Genomic DNA, 17,274 nt, shown 5'->3' with positions numbered 1-17,274 from the left:
TATCCGGCTGTCTCTCCGCCAGAATAGCGGAGTCTTGGCTAACAGGCGGTAAATCGAGCCCGGATCAGGCTTGTGGCGGGCGTTGGGGCGGCGGCACGTTGGCGAGATACCAGTCGCGCAAAGCGCCGAGCGCGGGATGTGCCAGCGAGCGCTGGAGATAGGTCCAGATCCGCGGCTGATGGCGCAGATAATGCGGCTTGCCGTCGCGGCGGTTGAGCCGGGCGAAGGTGCCGAGCAGGCGCGTATTCCGCTGCGCCGACATGATTGCATAGAGCTCGGCGAAGCCGGCGGCGTCGAAGCTGGTGTCCTGCGCGCGCCGCGATTTGATGTAGCGCGACAGCAGCGTCAGCTCGAGCGTCTCCGGCACGTCGATGCGGGCATCCTGCAGCAGCGACACCACGTCGTAGGATTGCGGACCGAGCACGGTGTCCTGGAAATCGATCACGCCGACACGTTCGATACCGCTGCGATTGCCGAGCCAGATCAGGTTCGGCGAGTGATAGTCGCGGATGATCCACGTCCGCGGCGCCGCCAGCGGCTTCTTCAGCAGCTCGCGCCACATCGCGAAAAACTCGGTGCGCGCTGCTTCGCTCAGCGGCGCGTTGCGGTCAGGCAGATACCATTCCGGCATCAATCCGATCTCGGTCAGCAGCGCCTCGATGTCGAAAAGGGGGATCTCGTAGGTCTGCCCGTCCAGCGGCAGCGTCTCCGGCAAGGCTCTGCCGTGCAGCATCGCCAGCACATCGGTGGCGGCCTCGTAGCGCTCGGCGATCGGGCGCGGCGGATCGCCTTCGATCACGCCTTCGCCGCCGAAGTCTTCGGTGATCAGGAAGCCGTGGTCCAGATCGGAATGATGGATCGCGGGCGCGGAGATTCCCTGCGCGCGCAGGCCTTCGTCGATCGCGACGAACGGCCTTACATTTTCGGCGAGGTGCACGGCGGCACTGTAAGATTTTCCATTGTAGAGGGCCGCGCCGTCGGGCCGCTGCGGAAAATTCATGAGGATGACGATCTCGTCGTCGCGCAGCAGCCGGGCATAGGAACGCGTCGAGGCGTCGCCATTCATACGCCGTCGCGTCGCGTCGATATAGCCGGATGCGTCGAGGAATTCGCGCAGCGCCTTCAGCCGCGCGACCTGCGCGGCGCACTTGCCATGACCGGTGATGTCGGCGGCGCGCGCATTCGAGCCCAGTGCCGGCCGGTGCGTCAGTGCGATGTCGATCCGATCCGCGGGCATGGCCGACGGCGCACGCTCCGGCCATTCGATCAGAACCAGCGTGGCGTCCGGCAGCGGCGACAGCCCGATCTCCTCGAGCTCGCTCTCGTCCTCGACGCGGTAGAGGTCGGCATGCAGCACCGGGAAGGGCGGCAGCTCGTAGCCCTGCACCAGGGTGAAGGTCGGGCTCGGCACTTCCAGCACCTCGTCGCCGGCGAGGTAGCGGATCAGCGCGCGTGCGGCAGCCGTCTTGCCGGCGCCGAGATCGCCGGTGAGGGTTATGACATCGCCGGATCCGACCAGCAGCGCGAGATCGGCCATCAGCTGGGCAGTGGCCGTCTCGTTGTGAAGCGCGACGGAGAATGTGCTGGGCGCTGTCATTCTGCGGCGTCGCGGTGCGCCGCCTGGTCGGTCGGGAAGTCGCAGATCACGACCGTGCCCCGGCCGACGATCGAATCCACCCGCACCTTGCCGCCATGCAGCTCGACGAAGGAGCGCACCAGCGACAGGCCGAGCCCGGCGCCGCGGTGACGCGAGCCCTGCGAGCGGCTTTCGAACCAGTTGAACACCTTGTCCTTCATGTCGGCAGGTATTCCAGGTCCGGAATCTGTCACGGTGAAGACCACGCTGCGTTCGGTGCGCCGGGCGCTGATTCCGACGGTGGAATCCTGTGGAGAAAACCCGACGGCGTTGGCGAGGAGGTTATAGAGCACCTGCACCACGCGCTTCTCGTCGCCGATGAAGCTGCCGACATCGGGCGCGATCTCGACCTTGAGGCGGATGCGGTCGGTGGCGAGCCGGTCCTGGATGCCCTCGGCGGCGAGCTCGATGGCCTTGCTGACATCGACTTGCCCGAGTTCCAGCTTCATCGCACCGGCGTCGATGGTGGCGAGATCCAGGATGTTATTGGTGAGCGCGAGCAGTGCGTTGGTCGACTTTGTGACGTAGTCGAGATACTCGGCCTGTTTCGGCGTCAGCGGCCCGGTCGAGGGATCGCTGAGGAAATGCGCGAAGCCGATGATGGTGGTGAGCGGCGAGCGCAGCTCGTAGGAGACGTGGTGGACGAAATCCACCTTCATCTGGTCGGCGGCTTCCAGCGCCTCGTTACGCTCGCGCAGCGCGCGCTCGACATTCTCGGTATCGGTAATGTCCTGGAACGTCAGCATGGTGGCGCCGTCGGGCAGCGGCCGGATCATGCCGTCGAGCACGCTGCCGTCCTTGCGCTCCAGCTTCAGCGGCACGTCGGCGCGGTTCTCGATCGAGGTGATGGCCTCGCGGATCTGGCGCCAGACCACGGGGTCGTCGAACAGCTGATGGCACCAGCCTTCCACCGTCTGGATATGCGGTTCGTCGCGCATGGCGTCGCTCGACAGCTTCCACATCCGGACGAAGGCCGGATTGAATAGCTGCGCCTTGCCGTTGCTGCCGAACACCGCGACGCCCTCGGCGAGGCTGTCCAGCGTCTCGCGCTGGACCCGGATCAGGCCGTCGAAGCGGCGGGCGAGGTCGAGGCTCTCGGTGACGTCGTCGAACAGATAGGTGACGCCACCTTCCGGGTTCGGCGTGGTGACGACCGAGAGCGCGCGGCCGTCAGGCAGGAACCAGGTGTCCTTGGCGGTTTCGACCGCGCGATAGGCTTCGTGCAGCTTGGCTTTCCAGGCGCGGAAGTCCGGCTGCTCCGGCAATTTGCGCGCGGCGCGGAGCTGGTCGAGTATGCTGGAATCGTCGGGATTGGCGTCGAGGAAGTTGCGGTCGAGGTCCCACAGCCGCCGGTAGGAATCGTTGTAGAAGGCAAGGCGCCGGTGGCCGTCGAACACGGCGACGCCGGAGGAGAGCTGGTCCAGCGTGCGGCGATGCGCCTCCGCCATGCGCACCAGCGCCGCGCTCAGCGCATCCGCCTCGCTGGCATCGATGGCGACGCCGACGCTGCCGCTGCCGACATTGACGGCCCGCACGTCGTAGATGCGCCGCTCGCCGCCGATCACGATCGGCAGCCGCGACGTGAAATTGGCCGTGTCCTTCAGCCCCCGCTCCATCGCACTGCGGTCGGCGCTGTCGAGCAGCTCGAGCTTCCGCTCCTGGGCATCGGTGACGCTGGTCGCCTCGGTGGCCCGGACATAGGCCGGATTGGCGTAGGTCAGCGCGCCGTTCGCGCCCTTGGCCCAGATCGGCCAGGGTGCGGCGGCGGCAAAGCCGCGCAGCATCTCGGTCTCGTAGCAGAGCGCGTTGTAACGCAGATTGGTTTCGGCCAGTTCACGCCGCAGTCCGGAAAGTTCACGAATCCGGACAATGGCCTGGCCGCCGATGGCACGACCGATAGCCTCCAGCGTGTGGCCGTGCGCCGTTGTCAGCGTCAGCTGGAACCCGTCGCCGCGGTCGCGCAGCGCATCGACCGCATGGTCCATCTGCAGCGCGGGTTCCGGCGGCAGCCAGGTTCCGAACGCCAGCACGCGCTGCGGCGAGGCGTCGCGCGGCAGCACCATCGAGATGTCGCCGGAAATCTGGGCGCGATTGTCCCCGGCCGGCCAGGAGATCAGGATCTGCGGCTCGGCGAACAGCAGCGCGCCGAAGCGGTCGGCCTGGAGTTGCAGTTCCCCGATCCGGGTGCGCAGCCGCGCCTCGTTGTTCGCCGTGCGCACCCGCGTGCGCATCAGCAGGATCGCGGCCACCACGGAGAAACCGAGCAAAGCCAGCGCGGTGGCGAGCACCGCGAGTTCCTGCCGGTTGAAATCCAGCATGATGGAGAGGGTGTCGACGACATCGGCGGCCTTGGCCGGCGCAGCCGACAGTAGCGCCGCGAAAGCGCCTCCCACCAAGCCGTTGCGCGCCAGCGATGTGCACGACAGCAGCGTCCGACGCATCGACACGATCACGCCTGACATAGTTGCCCCAAGACCGCACGAATCTACGCGCGGCGACCCCCGTCGCGCGCGAATCAAGAGACAATACCCTCACCGCGACTCCACCGGTAAGAGTCCAGATCGTGAACGCAAAGCGGCCCCACAAAAATGCCGGGGGCACGCGGTTCTGGAGTCACGTAATTCTTCGGGTGATTCGGCAGGAGCTGTCGTATGTTAGCGGCAATGAAGATTTGGGCGAGATCGCCACGCGAGCGGGGGCGTTCCCTCTCCCGCTTGCAAACGAGAGAAGTAAGACGCTAACGGCCGGTGGAACCAAAGCCGCCGGCGCCGCGATCGGTCGCCGACAAGGTGGCCACCGGAACCAGGACGGCCTGCACCACGGGCGCGATCACCATCTGGGCGATACGTTCGCCGCGCTTGATCACGAAGGACGCCGCGCCGTGATTGATCAGGATCACCTTGATCTCGCCGCGGTAGTCGGCGTCGATGGTTCCCGGCGAGTTCAACACGGTGACGCCGTGCTTGGCCGCCAGCCCGGAGCGCGGCCGCACCTGCGCCTCGTAGCCGGGCGGCAGGGCGATCGCCAGGCCCGTCGGCACCAGCGCATATTGGCTAGGTGCGAGCGTCAGCGGCTCGCTGTCCGGAACGGCTGCCATCAGGTCGAGGCCGGCGGCCTCGCTGGTCTGATAGGCCGGCAGCGCCAGGCCGTCAGCATGGGCGAGGCGTTGCAGTTCGACGGTGACCTTCGTGCTCAAGATGCCGGCTCCCGGGATTTATCGGTCGCGATTCTGGCGATGTGCGCGACCAGTTCGATGGCGACCTGTTCCTTGGTCATCACCGGCCAGGAATCAACTGCAATCTCGCCGTCCTTCGCGCCGTTCTTGCGGCTGAGGAGGTGGACCGTGTTGCGGTCGCCGCCCATCACACCGGTGGCGGGCGAAACGTCGTTGGCGACGATCCAGTCGCAGCCCTTGCGCGCGAATTTTGCCTTGGCGTTCTCGATGAGATGCTCGGTCTCGGCGGCAAAGCCGATCACCAGCGGCGGGCGCTTGTCGGTCAGCTTCGAGATCGTGGCGAGAATGTCGGGGTTCTCGACCAGTTGAAGCTGTGGCATGCCGGCCGCGGTCTTCTTCAGCTTCTGCTCGCCCTCATTGGCGACGCGCCAGTCGGCGACCGCAGCGGCGAAGATCGCAACGTCGGCGGGCAGCGCGGCCTGCACCTGCTCCAGCATTTGTCGCGCGGATTCCACATGCTTGACGGTGACACCAGCGGGATCGTCGAGATCGACCGGGCCGCTCACCAGCATCACGTCAGCGCCCGCGGCCTGTGCGGCGGCTGCAATGGCAAAGCCCTGCTTGCCGGAGGAACGATTGGCGATGTAGCGCACCGGATCGATCGGCTCGTGCGTGGGGCCTGCGGTGATCAGCACGCGCTTGCCGGCGAGCGGCTTCGGCATGGGCGGTCGCAGCAGCCGTTCGGCGGCGTTGGCGATCTCGATGGCTTCCGACATACGACCGACACCGGCTTCGCCGGCTTCGGCCATCTCACCCGAGTTCGGGCCGATCAGCGCCACGCCGTCGCGCTGGAGCTGCGCGACGTTGCGCCGCGTCGCCGCGTTGCTCCACATCAGCGGATTCATCGCCGGCGCCAGCAGGATTTTTCGATTGGTGGCGAGCAGGATGGCGCTGGCGAGATCGTCGGCATGGCCGTTCGAAATCTTCGCCAACAGGTCAGCCGTCGCCGGCGCCACCACGATCAGGTCGCAGTCGCGCGCCAGGCGAATGTGGCCGGCGTCGAACTCGCTCTGCGGGTCGAACAGGTCGGTATAGACGCGCTCATGGGAGAGTGCGCTCACCGCCAGCGGCGTCACGAATTGCTGCGCCGCCTTGGTCAGCACGCAGCGGACCTCGATGCGGCGCTCCTTGAGTCTTCTGATCAGGTCGAGCGACTTATAGGCCGCGATCCCGCCGCCGATGATCAGGGTGACGCTGGCCTCAGGGAGGGCACCGGTGCGCTGGGGCGTCGGGGCGGTAGATGGAGCGGGCGGCGCCGAAAACGGCGTCAGCGGCTCCTCGCGGCCCTCGATCAGCTCCCTCAGGATGACCCGGACCTCTTCCTCGACCGACCTGCGGTTCCTGGCCGAGCGCAGCCGCAAATAGGTTTTGACGGCGTCGTCGAGCTTGCGGATGGTCAGGCTTGCCATGACGCTCTCCAGCACGAAATGATAGCGATGCTATCATCCGCGTGATTGCAGTGCAATCAAAGATTCCGGACGGCAACCAGGATCCCGATAAAGGTCGCGGCGATGATCCAGAGCGCCACGGTGCGCCAGCGGTTCTTGCGGCCCTCGCTGCGCCCCATGGCCGCGATGCTCTCCGGCGACAGGCCTATGCCCTCCCGCGTCATGGTCTCGAGCTGCTCGAGGACCTTCACCGATCGCTCCGCGATCTCCGGCAGGCGCATCAGCACGCGCGCGATGTCGCCGGTTCCGGCAAGTGCGCCCTGTACCCGGCCTAGGGGTCCGAGATTGCGCTCGATCCATTCGCGCACCACGGGGTCGGCGATCTTCCAGATGTCGAGCTTGGGATCGAAGCCGCGCGCCACGCCCTCGACCACAACCATGGTCTTCTGCAGCAGGATCAGCTCGGGCCGCGTCCTCATGTCGAACAGGCCGGTGACCTCGAGCAGCAGGGTCAGCAGCCGCGCCATCGAGATCTCCTCGGCGGTACGGTTGTGAATGGGCTCGCCGATGGCACGGATGGCTTGGGCGAAATTCTCGACCGAATGGTGCGCGGGCACATAGCCCGCCTCGAAATGCACCTCGGCGACGCGGCGGTAGTCGCGGGTGATGAAGCCGAGCAGGATCTCGGCCAGGAAGCGCCGCTCCTTCATGCCGAGCCGGCCCATGATGCCGAAATCGACCGCGACGAGACGGCCGGTATCATCCAGGAACAGATTGCCCGGATGCATGTCGGCGTGGAAGAAGCCGTCGCGCAGTGCATGGCGCAGAAAACTCTGGATCACCTTGCGGCCGAGATCTGGCAAATCGACCTGGGCCTCTGCGAGGCCCTTGTGGTCGTTCAGCGCGATGCCGTCGATCCACTCCATGGTCAGCACGTTGTGCGTGGTGCGATCCCAGTCGACGGCCGGCACGCGGAAATCAGGATCGCCCTGCGTGTTCTCGGCCATCTCGGATAGCGCCGCTGCTTCCAGTCGCAGGTCCATCTCCATCGCGACCGAGCGCGACATTGTGTTGATGACTTCGATCAGGCGCAGGCGCCGCGCCTCGGCCGAATAGGCTTCGGCCTTGTGCGCGACGAAGAAGAAGTCGGAGAGATCGCGGCGGAAGCGTGCGGCGACATTGGGCCGGAGCACCTTGATCGCGACCGGCTTGCGGATGCCGTCGCGCAACACCTCGCCGCGATGCACCTGCGCGATCGAGGCGGCCGCGACCGGCGGGCCGAAGCTCGCGAATACGTCGCTCAGCGGTCGTTCCAGTGACGTCGTGATCGCCGCTTCGGCTTCGGCTTGCGAGAACGGCGGCAGGCGATCCTGGAGACTTTCGAGATCGCGCGCCATGACGACGCCGACCACGTCGGGGCGCGTCGCCAGGAATTGCCCGAGCTTGAGATAGGCCGGGCCCATTCGCGTCAGCGCGCGAGAGATCCGCGGACCGTGCTTGGCGCTGCGCCGTTCGACGAGGCGCGCGAGCTTCAGCGCAAGCTGGCCCGGTGGCGGCACCAGGCTCGGATCGACCGAGCCGAACACGCCCTCGCGCGCAAAGACGAACGCGGCGCGGATCAGGCGCGCAATGTGGGTGATGGCAGAGATCACAAACGCCAGCCCGAATGCAGTGCGACGATGCCGCCGGAGAGTGTCTGCCAGCTGACGCGGGAAAAGCCGGCCTCGCGGATCATGTCGGCGAAGACGGCAGGCTTGGGAAACTTGCGGATCGATTCGACGAGGTATTGGTAGGATTCGGCGTCGCCCGTGACCATGCGGCCGAGCGGCGGGATCACCTTGAACGAGAACAAGTCATAGAGCTTGTCGAGCCCTGGCATCTCGACGGTGGAGAATTCCAGGCACAGGAAGCGGCTGCCGGGCCTGAGCACGCGATAGGCCTCGCGCAGTGCGAGGTCGATCCGCGGCACGTTGCGAATGCCGAAAGCGATCGTATAGGCATCGAAGCTGCGGTCGGCGAAGCCAAGCGATTCGGCATTGCCTTCGACGAAATCGACCTGGGTCTCGAGATGCTGCTTGGCGGCGCGTTCGCGGCCCACGGCCAGCATATCGGTGTTGATGTCGCAGACCGTGGCATGGAAGCCGGGACCGGCCGCCCTGGCGGCGCGGAAGGAGATGTCGCCGGTGCCACCGGCGACATCGAGCAGCGCGAACGGCCGGTCGCCCCTCGGCGGGTCGAGCGCGGTGATCATGATGTCCTTCCAGACCCGGTGCAGACCTCCGGACATCAGGTCATTCATCAAATCATAACGCGACGCCACGCTGTGAAACACGTCGTTCACCAGCGTCTGCTTGTCCCCGAGGGGAACGTCCCTGAAGCCAAAATGCGTGGTTTCGCCCGGCCGATCCATTACTCTACTCCGCATGGCGGACCATAGCGCGGCCGCCGCAATGGCGCTATCACACCGCCCTCATAAGGTGAATGCCCGACGATGCCCGAATTGCCCGAAGTCGAGACCGTCCGCCGCGGCCTTCAGCCCGTCATGGAGGGTGCAAAAATCCTCAATGCGGAGGCCCGCCGGCCGGATTTGCGCTTTCCGTTCCAGCCGGACTTCGTGGCCCGGCTCAAGGGGCAGGTTGTCACGGGCCTCGGCCGCCGTGCAAAATATCTCATGGCCGATCTCGCCTCGGGCGACGTGCTGCTGATGCATCTCGGCATGTCGGGCTCGTTCCGTGTCATCAAGCCGGACAACGACGTGCAGCCTGGCGCGTTTCACCATCCGAAGGCCAAGGATTCCGCGCACGATCATGTGCTGTTTCGGATGTCCTCGGGCGCCGACATCGTGTTCAACGATCCGCGCCGTTTCGGTTACATGAAAGTGATTGCGCGCAACGCGCTCGAGGAAGAACCGCTGCTGCGCGGGCTCGGACCCGAGCCGCTCGGCAACGAATTCGATGCCGCGATGCTGGCGCGCTCCTGCGAAGGCAAGACCACGAGCCTGAAGGCCGCGCTGCTCGACCAGCGCGTGGTGGCGGGACTCGGCAACATCTATGTCTGCGAGGCGCTGCACCGCTCGCATCTGTCGCCGCGCCGGATCGCCGCGACGCTATCGACCAAGAAGGGCGAGCCGACCGATCATGCCAAGCGATTGGTCGGCGCGATCCATACCGTGCTGAACGATGCGATCAGGGCTGGCGGCTCCAGCTTGCGCGATCACCGCCAGACCTCGGGCGAACTCGGTTATTTCCAGCACTCGTTCAAGGTCTACGACCGCGAAGGCGAGACATGCACCACGCCGCGCTGTGGCGGCACGATCAAACGGTTCACGCAGAATGGTCGGTCGACCTTCTGGTGTCCGAAATGTCAGAAGTGACCATCAGGCTTGTTGCCGAGAGGCCGTGAGGCTTGGTGAGGGCGACGACAGCACCACGCCCGTCAATGACCAGTGGATGGAACGTCTGGAACCGCGAAGCAAAGCAATCCGGCCGGGCTGCCAGTGTCGTGGTCTCGTCCGCCGCAAGCTCCGCGGCGACGTTCAGCATGTCATGCGCAGGCGACATCACCTGGTCGATCAGGGCATCGTTCGGAGCTTCGAGCTCGAGCCGGGTCTCGATCCAGTGCCCTCGGCGAGGGTGTTGGCGGCGCTATCGATGCGCTGGCCGCGGCGTAGTCGCACGTGGGATGGATGCGCAACCGTGCCCCGGACGAAGCGCAGCGCATAGCGATGCGCTGCAGAGCCGGGGCCCGGAAAGCCCCAAGTGCGACTGTTGGTGACATGGGTACCGGCTCAGCGGCGCGGCGTTTCACGCCGCACCGCGTCCGGGACACGATAGCGCGTAGTTGTTGGCGAGCCTACTTCCGCACGCAGATCACGCGCACGACAGCGGCTTTCGCATCCATCGATGAGCCATTCGCAGTGATGCCATTCGCCTTCAGGAAATCGCGCACCGTCTCCGCGGAGACCATTACCGCCTGCGAGGCCGGCACCGACGTTGCAGGTCCTGCAACCATTGCCGGCTTCAGCAGCGCAATGCCGGCGAACTTGCCGTCGGCGTCGATGGCCGGGCTGCCGGAAAAACCCACCGACGGTGGAGGCGACAGCGCGGAGTCGCTCGCTGTCACAGGCGCCAGCGCCGCCTTCACGCTCGACACGCGGGCCGCACCGCCCTGACCCTGTGGGTCTGCGATGCCGATCACGTCGACATTCGTCTTCGCCGCGCCGCTCGCGACGCTGAGCGGCCTCAGGCCGCGCGCGCCGTAGATGTGCAGCAGCGCGAGATCGTGCTCCTTGTCCTCAGCGAGGCGGTCGGCGCTGCCATGACCGCCGATCGTGATTGCTAGGCAGCCATCGGTGACGAGGCGGTCCGTGACGATCGCGCCGTCGTCGCTGACGACGATGCCGGTGCCGTATTCGACAGTCTTGCGCGGCGGCGGTCCGGCCATCGGGCTGGACGGAAACGCGTTGAACGCGCTCGACATCGCGATCACAACCGGTTCGACCGTGTTCTCCATCGCCTGGTCGTAGAGGATGGTCATGATGCGGACCTCATCGCCTCTGAAGGTGCCGCGCACGTAGAATTTCTTGAGGCCCTGAAGCCCGGACAGCACGAAGAAGTCAGGCTTCACCACGGTGTAATCGACCTTGCGGCCGGCGGGCTCCTTCTTCTCGGCCTCCGCGATCTTCGCGGTGGTCGGGTTCACCTCCTTGCGGCGGCTGAGCAGCACCTGCACGGTTCCGGTCGGCGAGGTCCATTTCGAGCCGTTGGCGTCGCTCGCCTGCTGCGGCACAAGCTTACCGGGGATGCCGAGCCGCGCACCGCTGGTCGGCTCCATGACGATCTTCCAGCCGACACTGTCTTGTTTCCGCCTTGCGGTCTCGGCGAGCGCCGCACGCTCCTGCGGATTGAGCACGCCGGTCGGCTTGCCGCCCTTGGCCTTCTGGTATTCCTTGATGGCGTTGACCATGCGCTCGCTGACGTCGCCGGTGATGGCCCCGTTATATTGGCCGACCCAGGCGAGATCGGATTGCAGCGACAGGCGCTCGGCCTGTGCCATGGCGTCGGCTGTTTCCGATGCCGTCTGAACGGTTGGCGGGCGAATCGGAACGGTCTGGACCGTTTTCGGCTTGGTGCTGGGGACCTGCGGCGGCGTCATCTGGGCGTTCGCAGCCGTGGCCGCCGCAAACATCAGTGTTGCCGCAAGCGTCGATCTCATGACAAATCCAGCCAGCCCATTGAACGCAATGCCATTGAAGCACATCTCGTTGGTCGCGAACAATGTTGGGCTGGTTCAGGTGTTGATCCTCATCACCATGAGGGTTGAGAGGAACGAAGAACGATGCTGAGCCCCGACGAACTCGAACGCTATGCCCGCCATATCGTGCTGCGCGATGTCGGCGGTCCCGGCCAGGCTGCGCTGAAACGAGCCTCCGTGCTGGTGATCGGTGCCGGCGGGCTCGGTGCGCCCGCTCTGATGTATCTGGCCGCTGCCGGCGTCGGCACACTCGGCGTGGTCGATGACGATGTGGTGTCGCTGTCCAATCTGCAGCGCCAGGTGATCCACGCCACGCCCGATATCGGCCGGCACAAGGTCGAGAGCGCCGCCGAGCGGATCGCGGCGCTCAATCCGCATGTCCGCTTTGTCGGTCACGCCACCTGGCTCAACGCCGACAATGCGCTCAGCCTGATCGGCGATTACGACCTCGTGCTCGACGGCTCCGACAATTTCTCGACGCGTTACCTCGTTTCCGATGCCTGCTTCTTCGCGAAGCGGCCGCTGATCACGGCGGCGCTCGGCACCTTCGACGGCTCGCTCACCACCATCCGCGCGCATGAGAGGAACGAGCAGGGCGAGTTCAATCCGACCTACCGCTGCCTGTTTCCGGAAGCGCCGCCGCCTGGGACCGTTCCGGCCTGTGCCGAGGCCGGTGTCATGGGCGCATTGGCGGGCGTGCTCGGCTCGATGATGGCGCTGGAGGCGATCCGCGAGATCGTCGGCTTCGGCGACGGCCTCGTCGGCCGCCTCCTGATGATCGACGCGCGCGCGATGCGCTTCGAGACGTTGCGCTACGCCCGCGATCCCGCCAATCCGCTCAACGGCGATGGGCCCGTGATCGAGGATCTGAGCATCCATCGCGAGTAGGACAGCGGCCCAAAATTCGGGCGGCACCGAGAGCACTATGCAAACAGTAGAACTCGACGCAAGTAATTGGAAAACACGCATGGAGGAGACGCGAATACGTCGACTTGCACGTACAGGTGAGGACGTGGCGGCTAGTCTTGAAATCGCGAGCTAGGTTCAATTTGCCCGGGGGCAGATAGGATACACCATCCGTCCGCCGGAGCGCAGACACTCACAGCATGCTCGGCAGCACGCGATCCGGTGGCTTGTGGGCGTCGAGGAAGGTGCGGATGTTGATGATCACCTTCTCGCCCATCTCGACGCGGCCCTCGATCGTGGCCGAGCCCATATGCGGCAGCAGTGTCACCTTGCCCGCCTTGGCGAGCCGCACCAGTTTCGGGTTCACCGCGGGCTCGTGCTCGTAGACGTCGAGGCCGGCGCCGCCGATCTCGCCGCCCTCGATCAGCTTGATCAGCGTGTCCTCGTCGGTGACCTCGCCGCGCGCGGTGTTGACGATATAGGCGTCCTTGCGGATCAGCTTCAGCCGTCGCGCCGAAAGCAGGTGATAGGTCGCCGGCGTGTGCGGACAGTTCACCGAGATGATGTCCATCCGCGCCAGCATCTGGTCGAGGCTTTCCCAATAGGTCGCGCCCAGCTCTTCGGCGATGACGGGCGCGACGGGACGGCGGTTGTGATAGTGGATCTGCAGGCCGAAGGCGCGGGCGCGGCGCGCCACCGCCTGGCCGATGCGGCCCATGCCGATGATGCCGAGACGCTTGCCCCCGATGCGATGGCCGAGCATCCAGGTCGGCGACCAGCCCGCCCAGAGCTTTCCTTCGGTCAGGATCGAGGCGCCTTCGATCATTCGCCTGGGCACCGCGAGGATCAGCGCCATGGTCATGTCGGCGGTATCTTCGGTCAGGACCTTCGGCGTATTGGTGACGGTGATGCCGCGGGCATGGGCGGCTGCGACGTCGATATTGTCGACGCCGTTGCCGAAATTGGCGATCAGGCGGAGCTTGCAGTCGGGCTGGTTCACGACATCGGCGCTGATGTGATCGGTCACGGTCGGAACCAGCACGTCGGCGGTGCGCGCGGCTTCCGCGATCTGATCGGCCGACATCGGCGTGTCATCGAGATTGATCCGCGCATCGAACAGCTCGCGCATTCGCGTTTCGATCGAATCCGGCAGCTTGCGCGTCACCACGACGAGGGGCTTTTTCTTCACCGACATGTCCTGCTCTCATGAGGCACAGCAAGCCGCCTCTGTCGCCAAAGGCCGGTCGTTGAGGCCTCATTAACCCGGTTGTTCGACACTGCCCTTGCCGTGTCCGTCCCCGGTGTTTCCTCCAAGCTCTCCCGACATTTCCGGCCGGAAAATCGGGGCAAACTGGTTGTTCAAGTGCTCGTCCTCTCTAGCAGAAGGCCGGGCCAAGACAAGAACCACGGGCCGAGGGTTGGAACCCGCGTGGGGCGGGAAGCAGGGGCAGACGCGGCAGGGTTTTGGAATTTGGGGTGAGGATCCGGCTTGGCCGGGTCTTCGACAGGAGACGGGTTGATGGCGTTGGGGCGTTTTTGTTCGGTGATGGCGCTCGTTTGCACCTGGTTGAGCGCCTCGGTCGGCCCCTCGCATTCGGCGAAGGATAATACTCCGCAGACCGCCAGCGGGTTGCCGGTACCGCGCTATGTCAGCCTCAAATCGGATCACGTGAACGTCCGCGCCGGCCCGACCAAGGACAATGACGTCGCCTGGGTCTACACCCGCGCCGGCCTGCCGGTCGAAATCACCGCCGAATTCGAGAACTGGCGCCGGGTGCGTGATTCCGAAGGCGCCGAGGGCTGGGTGTATCACTCGCTGCTGTCGGGCCGCCGCACCGCTGTCGTCACCATGAAGCACAAGGACGACCTCGCCCCGATCTATGACCGGCCCGATCCCGACAGCGCGGTTGCGGCAAGGCTCCAGGCTGGCGTCGTCACGCAGGTGAAGAAGTGCGCCGCAAGCTGGTGCCGCGTCATCGGCAACGGCTTTGACGGCTGGATCCAGCAGGAGCGCCTCTGGGGCGTCTACGCGGACGAGCAGGTGAATTGACGCCGACAGGCGTCATCCCGGAGCGATGCGTAGCATCGAATCCGGGATGACGGGAAAAAGGAAATGGCCGGGACAAGCCCGGCCATGACGATCTCAGCAGTTTAAGACGATCTCAGCGCTTCTTGCGCAGGCGCACGACCATGTCGATGCGGGAGATCTCATAGCCCTCGGGCACCTCCGGCATCTTCGACAGCGCCAGATGCGGATCCTCGATGTCGACCAGCTCGTGGCTGTTCTCGAGATAGTAGTGATGATGGGTGGTGACGTTGGTATCGAAATAGGTCTTGGTGCCGTCGACGCTGACCTGGCGGAGCAGGCCGGCATCGGTGAGCTGATTCAGCGTGTTGTAGACGGTCGCCAGCGATACCGGGACCTTGGCCAGCGTCGCTTCCTCGTAAAGCATTTCGGCCGTGAGGTGACGCGCACCCTTGCCGAACAGGAGCCAGCCGAGCGCCATGCGCTGGCGCGTCGGACGCAGCCCCGCGGACTGGAGCATTTCGTTTACGTCGTGCCAGGGACAGCCGGTCAAGGCCGGCTGGCGGCCGGACAGGAGGGCCGCGGCATGGACGTCATCGTCGTGATGGGGCGCGGTATTCTCGCTCATTTCCAGATTTCGGGCACGCGTGAACAATATCTCCCAGTAATATAAGAACAGAAAGATGCAGATGCAAGTTTCTCGCAACTAGAGAGGTTCTAATCAGGGTTGGAACCGGCCTGGGGAGCGCGTCATTTTACCTTCATCGATGCGCTTTGCCACCCGAAATAGCCTGTGTTAGAGAGCGCGCGGTTCCGCTTAGCCGATTTTGGCGCAGCCGGGCATGAAAGCTTGGGCGCAGTCCATTCGGGGCTTGCGCGAGTCGCGGCCGGCGGTGGCAATTGGCGTTGCTCTCCGATCGAGACGGGGCCCATTTCGCCAGAAAAACGCCGCTTAACCGGGATTTGAACAGAGGCTCGTGAATGCTGAACAGGCGCAACGGTTACGAATACGAAGATCTGCTGGCCTGTGCCCGCGGCGAGATGTTCGGCCCGGGCAATGCCCAGCTGCCGCTGCCGCCGATGCTGATGTTCGACCGCATCACGGACATCAACGACAATGGCGGTGAGTTCGGCAAGGGTCTCGTGCGCGCCGAGCTCGACGTGAAGCCCGACCTCTGGTTCTTCGGCTGCCACTTCAAGAACGATCCAGTGATGCCGGGTTGCCTCGGCCTGGATGCGCTGTGGCAAATGGTCGGCTTTTACCTCGGCTGGATCGGCGGCGAAGGCCGGGGCCGGGCGCTCGGTCTGAGCGAACTGAAGTTCGGCGGCCAGGTGCTGACTGACGCCCGCAAGGTTGTGTACAACGTCGATATCAAACGCGTGATGCGCTCAAAGCTCGTGCTCGGGATTGCCGACGGGTGGCTTTCGGTCGATGACCAGATTATTTATCGCGCCAAGGATCTGAAGGTCGGCCTGTTCAAGCAGGGCACGAGCCTGGGCTGAGCGCATTATCCAAGAAGACAACGACGAGGCGAGGCTGACATGAGGCGGGTTGTGGTCACCGGAATGGGCATCGTTTCGTCCATCGGAAACAACACCCAGGAAGTGCTTGCGAGCCTTCACGAGGCGAAATCGGGCATTTCGCGGGCTGAGAAATATGCCGAGCTCGGCTTCCGTTCGCAGGTGCAAGGTGAGCCCACGCTCGATCCCTCGACGGTGGTCGATCGCCGCGCGATGCGTTTCCTCGGCCAGGGCGCGGCGTGGAATCACATCGCGATGGAGCAGGCGATCCAGGATTCCGGCCTGTCGCCCGATGAAGTCTCCAACATCCGCACCGGCATCATCATGGGTTCCGGCGGTCCCTCGGCGCGCACCATCGTCGAAGCCGCCGACATCACCCGCTCCAAGGGACCGAAGCGGGTCGGCCCGTTTGCGGTGCCGAAGGCGATGTCCTCCACGGCTTCCGCGACGCTTGCGACCTGGTTCAAGATCAAGGGCGTGAACTATTCGATCTCCTCGGCCTGCGCGACGTCGAACCATTGCGTCGGCAATGCCTATGAGACGATCCAGATCGGCAAGCAGGACGTCATCTTCGCCGGCGGCTGCGAGGAGCTGGACTGGTCGCTGTCGGTGCTGTTCGACGCCATGGGCGCGATGTCCTCGAAGTACAACGATACGCCGGCCACGGCCTCACGTCCCTACGACCTCAATCGCGATGGTTTCGTCATTGCCGGCGGCGCCGGCGTGCTGGTGCTGGAAGAGCTCGAGCATGCCAAGGCGCGTGGCGCACGCATCTATGGCGAGGTCGTCGGCTACGGTGCGACCTCCGACGGCTACGACATGGTCGCGCCATCGGGTGAAGGCGCCGAGCGCTGCATGCGCATGGCGATGTCGACGGTGAAGACCAAGGTCGATTACATCAATCCGCACGCGACCTCGACACCGGCCGGCGATCCGCCGGAGATCGAGGCCATCCGCAAGGTCTTTGGCGTTGGCGAGAAGTGCCCGCCGATCTCCGCGACCAAGGCGCTGACCGGCCACTCGCTGGGCGCCACCGGTGTGCAGGAAGCGATCTATTCGCTGCTGATGATGAACAACGGTTTCATCTGCGAGAGCGCGCACATCCAGGAGCTCGATCCCGTGTTCGCCGACATGCCGATCGTGCGCAAGCGCATCGACAACGCCAAGATCGGCACCGTGCTGTCGAACTCGTTCGGCTTCGGCGGCACCAACGCCACGCTGGTGTTCAGCCGGCTGGATGCGTGACGACGTTGTCGACGCGTTCGTGATTTCTCGTCATGGCCGGGCTTGTCCCGGCCATCCACGTCTT

At 65.1% G+C, this 17,274-nt stretch carries 14 protein-coding genes; 5 read left to right on the top strand and 9 right to left on the bottom strand.

The window, feature by feature from the left end:
- Positions 1-64: 64 nt before the first annotated feature.
- The 6 genes from tsaE to ubiE form a co-directional block, all read right to left on the bottom strand.
- Positions 65-1,597, bottom strand: a complete 1,533-nt coding sequence (tsaE, locus tag EAV90_RS01310; protein WP_129142361.1) for a tRNA (adenosine(37)-N6)-threonylcarbamoyltransferase complex ATPase subunit type 1 TsaE — start codon at positions 1,595-1,597, stop codon at positions 65-67.
- The gene (locus EAV90_RS01305; RefSeq protein WP_129142360.1) at positions 1,594-4,098 is read right to left on the bottom strand and encodes a sensor histidine kinase; all 2,505 of its coding nucleotides are present in this window, start codon (positions 4,096-4,098) and stop codon (positions 1,594-1,596) included. Before EAV90_RS01305 ends, tsaE begins: the two co-directional genes overlap by 4 nt.
- A gap of 275 nt (positions 4,099-4,373) precedes the next feature.
- Positions 4,374-4,832, bottom strand: coding sequence for a dUTP diphosphatase (gene dut, locus EAV90_RS01300; RefSeq protein WP_129142359.1), 459 nt, complete (start codon positions 4,830-4,832; stop codon positions 4,374-4,376).
- Positions 4,829-6,280, bottom strand: coding sequence for a bifunctional phosphopantothenoylcysteine decarboxylase/phosphopantothenate--cysteine ligase CoaBC (gene coaBC / locus EAV90_RS01295; RefSeq protein WP_129142358.1), 1,452 nt, complete (start codon positions 6,278-6,280; stop codon positions 4,829-4,831). The genes dut and coaBC overlap by 4 nt, the downstream gene beginning before the upstream one ends.
- 56 nt (positions 6,281-6,336) lie before the next feature.
- Positions 6,337-7,911: a 2-polyprenylphenol 6-hydroxylase gene (ubiB, locus tag EAV90_RS01290; RefSeq protein ID WP_122400153.1), complete on the bottom strand. Its 1,575-nt coding sequence runs from the start codon at positions 7,909-7,911 to the stop codon at positions 6,337-6,339.
- Positions 7,908-8,669 carry a bifunctional demethylmenaquinone methyltransferase/2-methoxy-6-polyprenyl-1,4-benzoquinol methylase UbiE gene (ubiE, locus tag EAV90_RS01285; protein WP_129142357.1) on the bottom strand — a complete coding sequence of 254 codons (762 nt, stop codon included), beginning with the start codon at positions 8,667-8,669 and terminating at the stop codon, positions 7,908-7,910. Before ubiE ends, ubiB begins: the two co-directional genes overlap by 4 nt.
- 81 nt (positions 8,670-8,750) lie before the next feature.
- On the opposite strand from ubiE, the gene mutM reads away from it, so the two are divergent.
- On the top strand, positions 8,751-9,632 hold the full coding sequence (gene mutM, locus EAV90_RS01280; RefSeq protein ID WP_122400151.1) for a bifunctional DNA-formamidopyrimidine glycosylase/DNA-(apurinic or apyrimidinic site) lyase: 882 nt from the start codon (positions 8,751-8,753) through the stop codon (positions 9,630-9,632).
- A gap of 479 nt (positions 9,633-10,111) precedes the next feature.
- Here mutM and EAV90_RS01270 read toward each other — a convergent pair whose 3' ends face one another.
- Complete coding sequence (locus tag EAV90_RS01270) at positions 10,112-11,473, bottom strand: serine protease (RefSeq protein WP_164936721.1); 1,362 nt, start codon at positions 11,471-11,473, stop codon at positions 10,112-10,114.
- A 123-nt stretch (positions 11,474-11,596) separates the two neighbouring features.
- Between EAV90_RS01270 and EAV90_RS01265 the strand changes: the two genes are divergently transcribed.
- On the top strand, positions 11,597-12,400 hold the full coding sequence (locus EAV90_RS01265) for a HesA/MoeB/ThiF family protein (protein WP_129142356.1): 804 nt from the start codon (positions 11,597-11,599) through the stop codon (positions 12,398-12,400).
- 211 nt (positions 12,401-12,611) lie between these two features.
- Here the strand turns inward: EAV90_RS01265 and EAV90_RS01260 are convergent, their stop codons facing one another.
- Positions 12,612-13,613 carry a 2-hydroxyacid dehydrogenase gene (locus EAV90_RS01260; protein ID WP_122400149.1) on the bottom strand — a complete coding sequence of 334 codons (1,002 nt, stop codon included), beginning with the start codon at positions 13,611-13,613 and terminating at the stop codon, positions 12,612-12,614.
- A 324-nt stretch (positions 13,614-13,937) separates the two neighbouring features.
- Here EAV90_RS01260 and EAV90_RS01255 point away from each other — a divergent pair, with 324 nt between their 5' ends.
- Complete coding sequence (locus EAV90_RS01255; protein ID WP_122400148.1) at positions 13,938-14,468, top strand: SH3 domain-containing protein; 531 nt, start codon at positions 13,938-13,940, stop codon at positions 14,466-14,468.
- A gap of 112 nt (positions 14,469-14,580) precedes the next feature.
- Here EAV90_RS01255 and irrA read toward each other — a convergent pair whose 3' ends face one another.
- The gene (gene irrA / locus EAV90_RS01250; RefSeq protein WP_027546833.1) at positions 14,581-15,072 is read right to left on the bottom strand and encodes an iron response transcriptional regulator IrrA; all 492 of its coding nucleotides are present in this window, start codon (positions 15,070-15,072) and stop codon (positions 14,581-14,583) included.
- A 353-nt stretch (positions 15,073-15,425) separates the two neighbouring features.
- On the opposite strand from irrA, the gene fabA reads away from it, so the two are divergent.
- Both fabA and fabB read left to right on the top strand, forming a co-directional pair.
- Positions 15,426-15,947 (top strand): 3-hydroxyacyl-[acyl-carrier-protein] dehydratase FabA, encoded by a 522-nt coding sequence (gene fabA / locus EAV90_RS01245; RefSeq protein ID WP_027572363.1) that lies wholly within the window; start codon positions 15,426-15,428, stop codon positions 15,945-15,947.
- 39 nt (positions 15,948-15,986) lie between these two features.
- Positions 15,987-17,210 (top strand): beta-ketoacyl-ACP synthase I, encoded by a 1,224-nt coding sequence (fabB, locus tag EAV90_RS01240; RefSeq protein ID WP_027572364.1) that lies wholly within the window; start codon positions 15,987-15,989, stop codon positions 17,208-17,210.
- Positions 17,211-17,274: the final 64 nt, after the last annotated feature.

This window comes from Bradyrhizobium vignae (assembly GCF_004114425.1).
GTDB lineage: Bacteria > Pseudomonadota > Alphaproteobacteria > Rhizobiales > Xanthobacteraceae > Bradyrhizobium > Bradyrhizobium vignae.
This window is presented reverse-complemented; position numbering and strand designations above follow the sequence as displayed.

Coding starts and splice junctions, on each gene's coding strand:
- ubiE (WP_129142357.1), bottom strand. CDS start 8,669: ATGGATCGGCCGGGCGAAACCACGCATTTTGGCTTCAGGGACGTTCCC.
- mutM (WP_122400151.1), top strand. CDS start 8,751: ATGCCCGAATTGCCCGAAGTCGAGACCGTCCGCCGCGGCCTTCAGCCC.
- fabA (WP_027572363.1), top strand. CDS start 15,426: ATGCTGAACAGGCGCAACGGTTACGAATACGAAGATCTGCTGGCCTGT.
- EAV90_RS01270 (WP_164936721.1), bottom strand. CDS start 11,473: ATGAGATCGACGCTTGCGGCAACACTGATGTTTGCGGCGGCCACGGCT.
- coaBC (WP_129142358.1), bottom strand. CDS start 6,280: ATGGCAAGCCTGACCATCCGCAAGCTCGACGACGCCGTCAAAACCTAT.
- fabB (WP_027572364.1), top strand. CDS start 15,987: ATGAGGCGGGTTGTGGTCACCGGAATGGGCATCGTTTCGTCCATCGGA.
- EAV90_RS01265 (WP_129142356.1), top strand. CDS start 11,597: ATGCTGAGCCCCGACGAACTCGAACGCTATGCCCGCCATATCGTGCTG.
- irrA (WP_027546833.1), bottom strand. CDS start 15,072: ATGAGCGAGAATACCGCGCCCCATCACGACGATGACGTCCATGCCGCG.
- tsaE (WP_129142361.1), bottom strand. CDS start 1,597: ATGACAGCGCCCAGCACATTCTCCGTCGCGCTTCACAACGAGACGGCC.
- EAV90_RS01260 (WP_122400149.1), bottom strand. CDS start 13,613: ATGTCGGTGAAGAAAAAGCCCCTCGTCGTGGTGACGCGCAAGCTGCCG.
- EAV90_RS01305 (WP_129142360.1), bottom strand. CDS start 4,098: ATGTCAGGCGTGATCGTGTCGATGCGTCGGACGCTGCTGTCGTGCACA.
- EAV90_RS01255 (WP_122400148.1), top strand. CDS start 13,938: ATGGCGTTGGGGCGTTTTTGTTCGGTGATGGCGCTCGTTTGCACCTGG.